We start from the raw sequence: 12221 nt of genomic DNA, 5'->3' as shown, positions 1-12221 counted from the left end.
TTACCCGACTAAATAAGCTGTCCATGTGGACAGCTTATTGTTTTTTTGCTTAGCGTGCAAAATTCGCGTCTTGTTGGCGGTACCCCATTGCCATCAACCTAAGCTTTTGAGATACTCCCCATAACAAAATTTCTACCTTTTTACAGTTATTTATGAGAATTCAGCTCATTTTTTCGTTTTGGGGAACAATCAATTTCTTAAGTTGATGGGTATGTGATAATGCTTCCATTTGAACAAATTTTCCTTTTCCATACCGATCACATATCTTTTGTAGAGTAATAGTATCAGCATATCCCAGTTTAAGAGGTTACTTACAAAATATTTAAAATTTTTTCGCGAGAATCCTCCGAAATGTAATACGGACTTTAAATATTTTCATTTATAATTCTCTATTTGTCTATACTTTTCATACCGCTGTTGTATAAGCTCTTCCGAGGATAATAGTATCAATTTTTTTAGAGATGATTCGATTACAGATTCAATCATTTTTGCCTGTGATTTTATATCATTTTGTGCTCCACCTTTAATTTCAGGAATGATTTCATCAATAATTCCTAAATGTTTTAAATCTTTTGCTGAAATTTTCATATGTTCAGCAGCTTCTGGAGCATACTTAGCGTCCTTCCATAGGATAGATGCTGCTCCTTCTGGCGAAATTACCGAGTACCATGAATACTCTAACATATGGATATGGTTACCGACACTAATGCCAAGAGCTCCACCACTTGATGCCTCTCCAATTACAATACAAACAATTGGCACTTTAAGTGTAGTCATTTCAAATAGATTTCGAGCTATCGCTTCAGAAATCCCACGTTCTTCAGACCCTATCCCTGGATAGGCGCCTATTGTATCAATAAATGTAATAATAGGGCGATTAAATTTATCAGCTTGTTTCATAAGTCTTAGCGCTTTTCTATAACCTTCTGGATGTGCCATTCCAAAATTTCTTTCTATACTTTCCTTTGTATTTCTACCTCTTTGATGACCAATAACCGTAACGGGCATTCCTTTAAATTTTGCAATACCACCTATCATTGCTTTATCATCACCATATAATCGATCACCATGAAGTTCGAGAAAGTTTGTAAACAATAAAGGTATATAGTCCAATGTCGTGGGTCGGTTACGTAGCCTTGCAATTTGCACTCGTTGAAAAGGTGTAATATTAGAATAAATTTTATCTTGCATTTTATTTAAACGTTTTTCTAATTCATGAATTTCTGACGATAAATCTACATTATTTTCTTTCATAATTTTCTTTAATTCATCAAATTTCTCTTTTAATTCAATAATAGGACGTTCAAAATGCAAACTCATTTTACCCTCCAAATGTTATGATTTACCTCACTCTAATCAAAAGGCTTAGAAATAGAATCAATAAATAATTTAAAACCATCCACAACTATTTTTTGTTCTGATTCTGATAAATTATTGAGAATACTTTGATAAAATGTAATGGATTGCTCTCTTAAGCAATTAACAGTTATGTGACCTTTTTCTGTGAGGTGCAGAAAAAGTTCTCTTCTATTTTTTTCATTTACTTCACGATAAATAAGCCCCTTTTTTACTAACTTATCTACCAATCTACTTACAGTTGAAGTCTCTAATCTAAGTTTATTGGATAGTTGCCAAACAGTTAATTTTTCCACCTCTAGTTCCTCTAACGCCATCATTTGAGAAGTTGGTAAAGGTTTTTCAAATGGTCCATTGGGCAAATTTTGAGATTCAAAAACCCCAGTTATTATAATCATTTTCTTAATATCTGTTCTTAGTTTTAAGGCATCTTCTCTTTTCAAATAGGTCACCCTCCTACAACTAATGTATCATACATCAATTGTATTATACATGAATATGTTTTTTTCATAAGCTTAACGTAAGCCAATATTTCAACATGGATGAGATATTTCTTCTTGTTAAAATGGTATAAGTGGATTGTTTTCTACAAATGGCAGAACATCAATTATGTATCAGGGGCCTTTATGGGGTACCGCTCATCGCCATCAAGCTAAAATTTTATAGTACCCCCAGAACGAAATTTTGTACTACCTTGTAACAAAATGCTCATTTTTTCGTTTTGAGGTATTTGCGTTTCTTAGTCTGATAGTGATGGGGCGGGCTCCCACACAGTACGATTTTATTTCAAAGACACAACGATCTTACTACAAACTTTTTATTTATCTCACACTCTCATCCGATAGTATTACTATTTTTTATTACTAATGTTGCCGTTTCACTCGGATGGCTAAGAGGAAAATGATGGCCATATGGAACAAAATCAACCTTACCAAGATGCGATGGAGCAGAATAACCTCTGTCATAATCCCCCCAAATAATGTGAAGATTATACTTTGTTACTTCATTGAAATCACCTTGATCGTTTTTCAGTAGTAAACTGTTAAGCTGAACTGTAGTATTTAATATTCTAGGAGAAGTAAAACTGTTACTTATTTTTTCGATATAATGTTCAGGGATGCTCTCCATACTTTCAAACAAACCATTACTTAATAAATAACGCCCTATCAAATTAGTAGTTGCCAATTTTAATGTCCATTTGTTCATAAATTGGGGAACATTTAGCGATTTAGGATTTTTTTTAGCAATAGGCGGCTGAAGTAAAGTGATTGAATACTTCTTATCTATGTACTCTTGTACCAATGCTTCCAGAAGAATAAACGCACCGAATGAATGACCAATTAGATGTGCACCATTAGTAGCTTTCTCTAATAACTTTTTCGCTACATTCAAATAGATATCTAGAAGATTTTTCTCTTGTTTAAAAGGAGAACGTCCCAAACCTGGAAGATCCAAGATCCATACAGGTTGACCAGTTTTTTCATGAAGCTCTTGTGCTAAAGGAAATAAATCCTCTCCATCACTCAATAAACCATGTAATAAAATAAACGGTTTACCCTCTCCTTGTAATTGGTAAAGGGTAATGTTATCACATAATGTTCGTTTAAATAAATGATTATGCTGGCCATTTTGATGCATCATTCGATAATCCAAATCAGCTACTACGGCAGGGAAAAATTTCATTACACTCGTCTTCTTAAACCAATCTCCTCCCATAATTTTTTTCGCTGAAACATTTGAAAATTTTCGTTTTGTAATAAAATTCAGTCCATCAGAAGGAATTTTTGTTATTTTACTTACTCCACTATTCATAATTGCTTTCATAAGTGGCATTGGGACAGAGATTTTTGGTGCCCTCATATTCATACTTTCCGACATAATACTTAATAATTCAGCAATGTTCTGATCGTGCTGTTTGTCTTCAACAAGTGTATATGTTTGTATAGTCGGTTGCTCCAATCTGAAAACCTGCACAATAAACTTCGCAAGCTCATCGTTTGAAATAAGTGGTAACCTATATCCCTTACCTCCAGGAATCACTGGCATGAGCCCTCTTCGCATACTCATCACAAGCAAACCTAATCCTGCTATCTGCTCTGTACTCCCTGTTTTACTACTACCGACTACAGTTGGCGGATTAATTACAGAAAGCGGATAACCTACTGCTGATGCCTGGTGACGGATATAAAGATCTGCTAAAAATTTTGTTCTCTCATATGGATTTTTCATTTTCAAATAATTGTTTCCTTCTTTAAACACATCAATTGCAATCTTGCTATTTTTATCATCAAAGGGACTCATATAACCTACAACATGAATAAATTGTTGCAAGCCCTTCAATTGATGAATGCTTTTAGCTAATTCACTAATGTGTTTGGCGCCATTTAAAAATACGGAAGCTGCCTCTTTACTTGTCGCTTGAATATCCATGGGGCCTCCTGCGTGAATAATCACATCCGTTTTCAATATCCTCTCCTTATCTTCAGCACTTAGACCTAAATCTATTTTCGTCAAATCACCTTCAATAAAGTGCAGAACTGCCTTTTTTAAGATGCCTCTTTCTTGAAAAATGCGTGTTGCTTTACTTTTCGATCTCACTAAAAGAAGAATTTTAACATCCTCTTTGGCTAATTCTTTTACTAATTGCTTTCCAATAAAGCCTGTTCCACCAGTTAAAAATACTGTTCTCATATAAAATCTCCTTTTTAGTACTATTCAGTACTAATTTGATGTAAAAAAAAAGCTTCTTTTATCGAAGCAATTTTAAAAAATGATCTGCTGTTTTCGTGATTACAGTTGCATCCTTCAATGTTTCTGAAATAAATAATGCTCCTTCAAGATTTGTAATAAAAAGTGATGCAACCTCATCAATATTAATCGTATTTCTGAATTCTCCATTCTCTACCCCTTGTTTAAGTAATAGAGAAACTTTCTTTTGTAATCCTGTAAAAAAAAGACCTATTTTTTCTTTTATTTGCGTGGCCTGTTTAGGACTTTGAATATAAAGAGTAATAAATGGACAGCTCCCCTTATACTCTCTCGACTGAACTCCTTGTGATAATTGCTTTAAAAACAGTTGGATACGATCTTCAACTAAAAATTGGTTCTGAGAAAGTACGTCATCAATTGCAGATTGATACATTTCAATCCAATAATCAACGACCCCTTCTAATAATACTTCCTTATTAGAAAAGTGATAATACACATTAGACTTTGAAACTTTGCTTACACGTACTAATTCATCCATACTTGTATAAGCAAACCCTTTTTCTAAAAATAATGTTGCAGCTACTTCAATCACACGTTTTTGATTCATTAATTTTACCTTTGTCATAACTAGAACTATATAGTACTAATTTAAATATTGCAAGTATTTATGTTAATTTTGAAAAAAATTTGATTAAAAAAGTTCCACTAACATTGATTTTACTGCAAAAAAATCTTAGCATCAGCGTTACGCAAAAAAGAAAAGGAGTGGATCCCCCCACTCCCTTTAACCATCTATCCTTGATTCCTCTGTACCTCTCTAAACTCCTCCTTCACCTTCTCTAACAGCCCTTCTTCCGTAATTAATCGATACGCCGTATTTGCTAATGCTTTTGCCGATGTAATTAACGCTTTATCTCCAAGTTCTGAACGTGCTGCTTCTCTAAATTCATTCGTATGTGCAATTAAATCGTCTGAACCAATTTTAATGTACGGATGAATCGTCGGTACGACTTGACTAACATTTCCTGCGTCTGTTGAGCCGATGCCAAATCTTTCTTTCCGATTTACGTCTTCACCTTGTAATTCTAGCTCTTCGGCTACGACGTCATTAAATGTTTTTGTTACGAGTAGTTCATCGATTTCATTTTGGAATTGATGGATTTTCACTTTCGTACCTGTTGCTAATGCTGCTCCCTCTGCGATATTTCTTACTTTCTCTGTTACTTCCGCACATCTTTTTCTCGTTGCTGCACGGATGAAGAACCTTGCTGCTGCGTAATCAGGAATAATATTTGGTGCTTTTCCGCCCTCAGTAATAACGCCATGAATTTTCACATCTGACGGAAGTTGTTGGCGAAGTGCATTAATGCTGTTGTACAGCTGAATGACCGCATCTAATGCGTTAATTCCTTCTTCTGGTGAAGCTGCTGCGTGAGCTGTTTTTCCGTAAAAATGAAAATCAAGTGGATCGACTGCTAGTGAAGGGCTCGTTGTCGCTGTTTTTCCGCTCGGATGAATCATAAGTGCCGCATCAATATCTTTAAATAACCCCACTTTTACATAACTCGCTTTCGCACTACCATTTGGCCCTCCTTCTTCAGCCGGAGTACCAAACACGACAACTTCCCCACCAATTTCTTCAAGCGTTTCTGATAATGCGATCGCTGCCGCAACGCTAATTGTGCCAATTAAATTGTGACCACATGCATGACCGAGTCCTGGTAAAGCGTCATACTCAGCTAAAAATGCGATGACTGGTCCTTGTTTTCCTGAACTTTTTCGTGCGATAAAACCTGTTTCATGTCCAGCTATATTGTGCTGTAATTGAAATCCTGCACTTCCTAGTAATAAACTTAACGTTCTTGATGCATAAAACTCTTGGTTACCAATCTCCGGATTCGCATGAATATCGTGACTTGTTTCTATGTACTTTTCCTTATTTCTTTCAATACTCTCTTCAATTGTTTTTCTTTGTGACGTTACTCCAGTCGCTCCCATTGTTCTTCCCCCTTATATTTTCACGTAAAAAAGCCTCTTTCTAAAAGATAGAAAGAGGCTTCTGCATATACAGTCAAAATGAGCTTCTTTCTTATCTTTCAAGTTACCTTGCTGGAATTGGCACAGTATTCATAACGAATCCGCTGCCGAGGTATCATAGGGCCAGTCCCTCCACCTCTCGCGATAAGAATTTTCATAAAATTATATTAAATTACATTCATTCTAAGTTCATTCCGATTAAAAGTCAAGGCATTCCTATCCGAATTTACCGAATATCTAAAAATCCTTTTAATACACCAATTGTTTCTGGTGCTTGTAATCTTGCACAAACGTATGGGAATTCCATACTACCTTCAAACATCATTTGAGATGTGAGCGGTGCCCCTGCCCAAAAGATTTCATCATCAATTACGATAAACGGGAATGCTTTATTTTGTCTTTGTAACTTTACATTTTTTAACGGAACTGGTCCGTCACTATACACCGTTACTTGCGCATTTGTACGCATTAACGCTTGCCATACTCGTTTATCCACTTGCTTTGTACTCGGAAGTGAAATAATTATGTTTCGTTTTGCAGCTAAAATATCTTTCAATAATCCTTTCGGCTCTTCAAGATTCATTTCCATAAACCAGCGTAAACGTTTCGAAATTTTCCGCTCCCATAATTGTCTTGATGTCGTGCGATCATACACATCTCCGTGACGTTCTATATGAGCTGTTAATTGTGATAACGCTTGTTTTCTCGAAAGGTTTTTACGCATATAATGGCAATCTGATAATTGAATGAACTTCCCTCTCGCTCTCGTTACAGCTACATTGACGAGGCGATGGTTTTTATGGTCAAAGAATAACACACCAGGTCGTTCTTGCGGAAAACTATCCACTGTATCAAATATCATCATATCTCTTTCGGACCCTTGAAACTTATGAACTGTCGCCGCTAAAACTGGTATATTTTGATATTTCGTTCTCTGCAACATTTCTCTAATACACGTTGATAAAAAGCGGGATTGTGCCCTGTAAGGTGTAACAACACCGATCGATTGAACACCATCTAACAGTCCGATTAACATCATTTGCATCGCTACTAAACCAGACATAATGTTAAAACGAGAACCTGAAGCAGCGTCTTTTAACGAAAAGGCTCCCATTAGACTTGTATCAAATAAAACACTCGCCTCATTTGCGAACGGTTGCAATCGCGCAAGTTCTTTACGGTCTGAAACAGACGGATGATCGTATACTCTATTTTTATAAATAAACGAATTTGTAAACTTAGATATATCCGCATGCATACGTCTTTGTTCCTGCAACATAAAGAGGTTCGGATGTGCTTCTGATTTATTGACAGACTCAACAATCCCAGCATGGTAAAACATATCTTCCCCGAGCCATTTTCGAACGAGTTCATGGTTCGCCATCGCAATTGGAGGTAACTGTAAAAAGTCACCACATACGACGATGCGTTTTCCAAGTGAAGCAGCTAATGCAATTTGCGGAACATATGCCATACTCACTTCATCTACGACAACTAAATCAAATGTACGCTCATAAATAAGTGAATCAATGGCACATTTCGATAAAGTTGCGCCGATTACTTTCGCATTTTCAATGTATTCTTTTTCTACTTCTTTAATTTTCGCTTTTTGCTTTCGAAGATCACTTTCAATCTCTTGTATACGCTTCTTATCAGCAGAAGTCGCTTTATATGATAAAATCTTTTCACGAAGATCTTGTCGTGTTTCCTCTAAGTAGAGTCTTTCTTCTCCCCATGATCCGTTCGTCGTTTCAACTAACTTAGACGCAAGTAACGTTTCATGATTTCGTATATGTTCATGTTGACTATAACCGTAGCGAACAATTTCGCCAGGCGTCCATTTCTTTTTCTTCTCAATTTGCTTCGTTACTTCACTCATTAATACGTCCACTGCCGCATTACTATGAGCTAATACAAGTACCGATTTTCCTTTTTGATAATGCGCCGAAATAATACGTGATAAATTGTAAGACTTCCCTGTTCCAGGTGGTCCCCACACGTACGTTGTCGGATTGTAAAACGAACGATACGCCAATTCATTTTTTGGATTTTTCATCTTCTCAACATGTTTCGGACTGCTCGTCCCATCAACAAGACGCTTTATACGATTACGTTTTAACTTATCTTTATGTGCCTCTTTTAATCGCTCTTGTAGTTGCTCTAACAATTGCCACGGTTCACTGTATAAAACCGCTTCTCGTATTTCACCTTGTATATAGTCATTTAACTTCAGTTCTATTTCTAATCCATGTACAGATAATACTTCTCCTGTCGCTTCTTCACCATCAAACTCAATTCGAATTGGTGAACCTTCCGGTAAGCTTACTTCCGAAATAAGCTGAAATACGTATACTGTACTTTCATAATCTGTATATAAAAAACGACCGTTCATGATAGAAATTTTACTACCACCTATCGTTTTCCAATGTTTAATTTCATACGCTAATGCATAGTGCCACTCTTTCATCATTGCCGATAATGAAGGAGTTTGAGTAGGTGTATTCATCGTATAATCCCCTTCCTTCTCCCCAAACATACTTTCTCACTATACCATATAACACGCTAAAATTTGTAAGGTTTTTATCTTGCTTATTTTCTTAATTTTCAATAATATATTGTATATAATTTTCAGAAAGAAGGAATCTACATGCCAGTTAGAAGAATCGAACACGTTGGACTTATGGTTGCAAACTTAGAAACATCTATTTCATTTTATGAAGAAGTAGTTGGCTTACAGCTCATTAAACGTATGGGGCACCCGAATCCAGACTTAAAACTCGCTTTTTTAGGTGTAGAAGAATCGAAGGAAACGATACTCGAACTCATTGAAGGTTATAACTCTTCTCTTCCGGCAGAAGGAAAAGTACATCACATTTGCTTTAAAGTGGATTCATTAGAGGATGAAATCGAAAGACTAAAGAAACAAAAAGTAACCTTTCTACTAGGAGAAGAAATTGAAACATTACCAGATGGAACACGTTACATATTCTTCGCTGGTCCTGACGGAGAATGGATTGAGTTTTTTGAAACGGAGAGATAAAGTGAAACTTTAATCAGTGGGGGTTTTGTTCATCCACCACTGATTATTAGTTGAACCAATCGGGCTTTTACGGGCAGTTGATCCCCCATCTAACTTCTTTGCTTCCTCTGAATTTTGAGGTGGGGGTCTTACTGCCCGTTAATGCGGGATAAAGTAAGACTTTAAGATAGAAAAAGAGCCGGGATTCCGGCCCTTGTTTTTAATGAAACATATCTTCACCCCAAAAAATCACCTATATTAAAAACAATCATTTTATTAGGAGTAAAGAATGGTAAATACAATCTATATTATTATTTTTTGGATACTTATACTATTCCCTATTCTGTATGTAATTAAGATAAAGCATTGGAATTTAAAAGTAGCTGCCGTATTTGTTGGAAGAATCCTATTAAGCATTATCTTTTTTGTAAATGGAATAGTGCTAGGAATGCAACGAAATTGGTCAGATCCTCCCTATGAAACAGAATGGGATTTCTTTATAAAGTCTTTATTAAACGGAAAAACTGATGCGCTTATACACTTGTTACTTCTAATTATTATCATTACTTTGGATTTAGTCATTACATTTTATTATATTAATAAGAAGAAATAAGACGTTTTTCCTATTTCTTTTCTTACTGAGGTAGCGCCACATACCTACAAAGTTAAAAGTATGCAAAGTCATTTTTAGGAAAGATTGTTTCTTTTATTGAAAAATTTTTTCTACATCATAGATAAAAGAGCAACCAATGCTAAAATAGCTGGAAGTCCTTGTTTCACAATAATTGATTTATTAGATGTGAAACCTCCAAAAATGGCGGCGATCACCACACAAATCACGAAAAATAATTGAACCATATAACCAATTGAGTTAAACCCAATTATAAGTCCCCAAATGAGACCAGCGGCTAAAAATCCATTATATAACCCTTGGTTTGCAAACATAACAGCTACGTTTTTATCTCCTTCTAAATGCTTCGGTAATTTGAAAGCACGTTTCGCTACTTTTGAATTAATAAAAAACATTTCGAGGATCATGATAAACAAATGTTCTAATGCTACAATCCCGACTAAAATAGCTGCGATTATTTCCATACCATTCTACCCCCTCTCTCCTTAATATCAGTTCTATATTATTTCAACTGTGAATTCTATCAACTAGGAAACGATTCCCTACGTCAGGTGCTTGATCGATAAATAGAAGCATAGTTGATACATAGCGAGCAATTCCAATCGAGATTGACTAATACCAACGCATTCTTCAAACTTCTCACCAATTCTTTCTAACCGAAAACAGTTGATATATCAATAATTGATGCGTCAATTAATATACATCTCTTTTTTTAGTTTTGCAAGTTTTTTTGCTCAAGTGGGTCTATTTTGTTTCAACACCTTAAAATTCATTCACAACACCAGTTCAAATTTCTAGAAATCCTAGTAAAGAAGAATTCAAAAAAAGAAGGGATTATCCCCTTCTTTTTTGAATTACATGTCCTTTATTATTTACTATAACCACGATTCAGTTTAGTTAACTTTTCATTGATGTGAAAAATTCTTACTCTAATATCTTTAATACCAGATGCCTGAAGTCTATTCTTGTGCATTTCCGCGTATTTTTCAGCATCTTGTTTTTCTTCAAATACATAGATGCCTCCTGCTTCTTTCGTTTCTTGATTCTCCGTCCATATTTTCCAGTGGAATCCGTCTTCTTTATTAATACTTTTTGCTAAATCCAAAAATGCTTTTTCCATTTCTTCACCAAAAGGACCTTCAAACGGAAAATCAACTTGTAATAAATATGCCATTTTCACTCACTCCTATGGTCAATATTTTCAATTCGATTGCAGGTAATACCTTAAATGAGTGCTGCAATTATTCCTGCACTCATTTGAAATTTCACCTGTATTTTCACAACCTCTTTTATAAAATAATAAAAAAATGATAGCAACTTGAACGCATACAGTTTAACGGCTTTAGGTTATTTTAAAAAAAACAGCCATTCCTTAGTGAAACGGCTGTTTTCGTAATTCAATAAAAGCTCCTAGATTGCGGTAGATATTTTTAAATATTATTTTGTTTTTTTTGACTTGATTATAATAAAAGATGGACTTCGCGATTCGTTTATTAAATCTGGCATTTTCTCTATCCCTGCCAAAGTTGATTGCGGTTCGATTATTTTATCCAGCGAAAGCCCGTGTTCAATTAAAGTATTTATTAATGTGGCAACAGTTCTATGATAAATAACCACACTATCGTCAACAAACCAGTTGTGTACTCTGATTCCTTCTTCTTGATAATTATCTAACGCCCAGTGTGATTTATTACCATCCTCAGTTTTTATCCAATGGTTGCTTCCTTTGCGAGCTGTTGCTATTGGGTGTTCGGTTGAAAAGATAGCACAATTTTAATTATAATTTTGACTTAAACAATGCGTTCTGAGACACTACTCTTCTTCTAAAATAGCGTAATAATATTCATCCCACCATTCATTTCCATGGGGTATACACTTCCTGAAATATCCTTCTCTTCTCATTCCAATTTTCTCCATCAATCGATATGATGGGGTATTTTGTGGCTGACATGTAGCTATAATTCTATGTAATTTCATTTCCTTAAACCCATATTTTAATGTAGCTTGTGCTGCTTCAGAAGCATATCCTTTATTGAAATATTTAGGATTGAATACCCACCCAATCTCGTAAGTATGCTCACCAAAATATTTATGAAAAACAATATGACCAATCAGAATATTTTCATCTACCAGTATCACAGGAAAGTTCTCTGCATTTTCACCCATATTTCTATTTACAAAGTTTCTTGTATCTTCTTCAGTAAAAACTCCTTCGGGTATGTATTTCATAACATTACTATCTGATGTATACTCATGGACAGCTTGCCAATCTTTGAACTCAAAATTTCGTATTAATAATCTTTCTGCTCTTATAAACATTTACTTTTCTCCTCTCAAAAAATCGTTTCTTTATTTCAAATCCACATTCAACTCTTAAACTAAAAAGAACTTGTAGGAATCTCTGCAAGTTCTTTTTAGTTTAAGGTGAGTATATGGGACAGACAAACTATCTTACAGATTCATCATAGA

General features: G+C 35.1%; 11 protein-coding genes, 1 pseudogene and 1 riboswitch. Of the genes and pseudogenes, 2 read left to right on the top strand and 10 right to left on the bottom strand.

The window, feature by feature from the left end:
• Positions 1 to 375: 375 nt before the first annotated feature.
• The 6 genes from K5S59_RS23690 to K5S59_RS23665 all read right to left on the bottom strand — a co-directional run bounded on the left by K5S59_RS23690 (position 376) and on the right by K5S59_RS23665 (position 8638).
• A complete protein-coding gene (locus K5S59_RS23690; protein ID WP_000052085.1) occupies positions 376 to 1320 on the bottom strand; it encodes an acetyl-CoA carboxylase carboxyltransferase subunit alpha in 945 nt (314 codons plus the stop codon).
• 32 nt (positions 1321 to 1352) lie between these two features.
• A complete protein-coding gene (locus K5S59_RS23685) occupies positions 1353 to 1799 on the bottom strand; it encodes a MarR family winged helix-turn-helix transcriptional regulator (RefSeq protein ID WP_098872252.1) in 447 nt (148 codons plus the stop codon).
• A 391-nt stretch (positions 1800 to 2190) separates the two neighbouring features.
• A complete protein-coding gene (locus tag K5S59_RS23680) occupies positions 2191 to 4047 on the bottom strand; it encodes an alpha/beta fold hydrolase (protein WP_001261154.1) in 1857 nt (618 codons plus the stop codon).
• Between the two features lie 58 nt (positions 4048 to 4105).
• Positions 4106 to 4672, bottom strand: coding sequence for a TetR/AcrR family transcriptional regulator (locus K5S59_RS23675; RefSeq protein WP_001072320.1), 567 nt, complete (start codon positions 4670 to 4672; stop codon positions 4106 to 4108).
• 185 nt (positions 4673 to 4857) lie between these two features.
• Positions 4858 to 6063 carry a M20 family metallopeptidase gene (locus K5S59_RS23670; protein WP_120450477.1) on the bottom strand — a complete coding sequence of 402 codons (1206 nt, stop codon included), beginning with the start codon at positions 6061 to 6063 and terminating at the stop codon, positions 4858 to 4860.
• Between the two features lie 88 nt (positions 6064 to 6151).
• Positions 6152 to 6253, bottom strand: a riboswitch (SAM riboswitch).
• 75 nt (positions 6254 to 6328) lie between these two features.
• Positions 6329 to 8638, bottom strand: coding sequence for an AAA domain-containing protein (locus K5S59_RS23665; protein WP_120450479.1), 2310 nt, complete (start codon positions 8636 to 8638; stop codon positions 6329 to 6331).
• 111 nt (positions 8639 to 8749) lie between these two features.
• On the opposite strand from K5S59_RS23665, the gene K5S59_RS23660 reads away from it, so the two are divergent.
• Both K5S59_RS23660 and K5S59_RS23655 read left to right on the top strand, forming a co-directional pair.
• The gene (locus K5S59_RS23660; RefSeq protein ID WP_001145281.1) at positions 8750 to 9142 is read left to right on the top strand and encodes a VOC family protein; all 393 of its coding nucleotides are present in this window, start codon (positions 8750 to 8752) and stop codon (positions 9140 to 9142) included.
• Positions 9143 to 9410: 268 nt separating this feature from the next.
• On the top strand, positions 9411 to 9734 hold the full coding sequence (locus tag K5S59_RS23655) for a hypothetical protein (protein WP_000248329.1): 324 nt from the start codon (positions 9411 to 9413) through the stop codon (positions 9732 to 9734).
• Positions 9735 to 9844: 110 nt separating this feature from the next.
• Here K5S59_RS23655 and K5S59_RS23650 read toward each other — a convergent pair whose 3' ends face one another.
• The 4 genes and pseudogenes from K5S59_RS23650 to K5S59_RS23635 all read right to left on the bottom strand — a co-directional run bounded on the left by K5S59_RS23650 (position 9845) and on the right by K5S59_RS23635 (position 12071).
• Positions 9845 to 10216, bottom strand: a complete 372-nt coding sequence (locus K5S59_RS23650; RefSeq protein WP_000402482.1) for a DUF1304 domain-containing protein — start codon at positions 10214 to 10216, stop codon at positions 9845 to 9847.
• 404 nt (positions 10217 to 10620) lie between these two features.
• Complete coding sequence (locus K5S59_RS23645) at positions 10621 to 10926, bottom strand: monooxygenase (protein WP_000323750.1); 306 nt, start codon at positions 10924 to 10926, stop codon at positions 10621 to 10623.
• Between the two features lie 263 nt (positions 10927 to 11189).
• Positions 11190 to 11516 (bottom strand): annotated as a pseudogene (locus K5S59_RS23640) (SAM-dependent methyltransferase); the annotation flags it as partial.
• A 48-nt stretch (positions 11517 to 11564) separates the two neighbouring features.
• Positions 11565 to 12071 carry a GNAT family N-acetyltransferase gene (locus K5S59_RS23635; RefSeq protein WP_000470557.1) on the bottom strand — a complete coding sequence of 169 codons (507 nt, stop codon included), beginning with the start codon at positions 12069 to 12071 and terminating at the stop codon, positions 11565 to 11567.
• Between the last annotated feature and the right edge of the window lie 150 nt (positions 12072 to 12221).

Origin of the sequence: Bacillus sp. BML-BC051 (assembly GCF_019656175.1) — a bacterium.
GTDB classification, from domain to species: Bacteria; Bacillota; Bacilli; order Bacillales; family Bacillaceae_G; genus Bacillus_A; species Bacillus_A mobilis.
The sequence above is the reverse complement of the archived record's forward strand: the minus strand, read 5'-3'. Positions and strand labels throughout refer to the sequence as shown.

What these genes read in the sequence shown, in the direction of transcription:
- K5S59_RS23675 (WP_001072320.1), bottom strand. Translation starts at nt 4,672, where the DNA reads ATGAATCAAAAACGTGTGATTGAAGTAGCTGCAACATTATTTTTAGAA.
- K5S59_RS23670 (WP_120450477.1), bottom strand. Translation starts at nt 6,063, where the DNA reads ATGGGAGCGACTGGAGTAACGTCACAAAGAAAAACAATTGAAGAGAGT.
- K5S59_RS23680 (WP_001261154.1), bottom strand. Translation starts at nt 4,047, where the DNA reads ATGAGAACAGTATTTTTAACTGGTGGAACAGGCTTTATTGGAAAGCAA.
- K5S59_RS23690 (WP_000052085.1), bottom strand. Translation starts at nt 1,320, where the DNA reads ATGAGTTTGCATTTTGAACGTCCTATTATTGAATTAAAAGAGAAATTT.
- K5S59_RS23665 (WP_120450479.1), bottom strand. Translation starts at nt 8,638, where the DNA reads ATGTTTGGGGAGAAGGAAGGGGATTATACGATGAATACACCTACTCAA.
- K5S59_RS23660 (WP_001145281.1), top strand. Translation starts at nt 8,750, where the DNA reads ATGCCAGTTAGAAGAATCGAACACGTTGGACTTATGGTTGCAAACTTA.
- K5S59_RS23645 (WP_000323750.1), bottom strand. Translation starts at nt 10,926, where the DNA reads ATGGCATATTTATTACAAGTTGATTTTCCGTTTGAAGGTCCTTTTGGT.
- K5S59_RS23635 (WP_000470557.1), bottom strand. Translation starts at nt 12,071, where the DNA reads ATGTTTATAAGAGCAGAAAGATTATTAATACGAAATTTTGAGTTCAAA.
- K5S59_RS23655 (WP_000248329.1), top strand. Translation starts at nt 9,411, where the DNA reads ATGGTAAATACAATCTATATTATTATTTTTTGGATACTTATACTATTC.
- K5S59_RS23650 (WP_000402482.1), bottom strand. Translation starts at nt 10,216, where the DNA reads ATGGAAATAATCGCAGCTATTTTAGTCGGGATTGTAGCATTAGAACAT.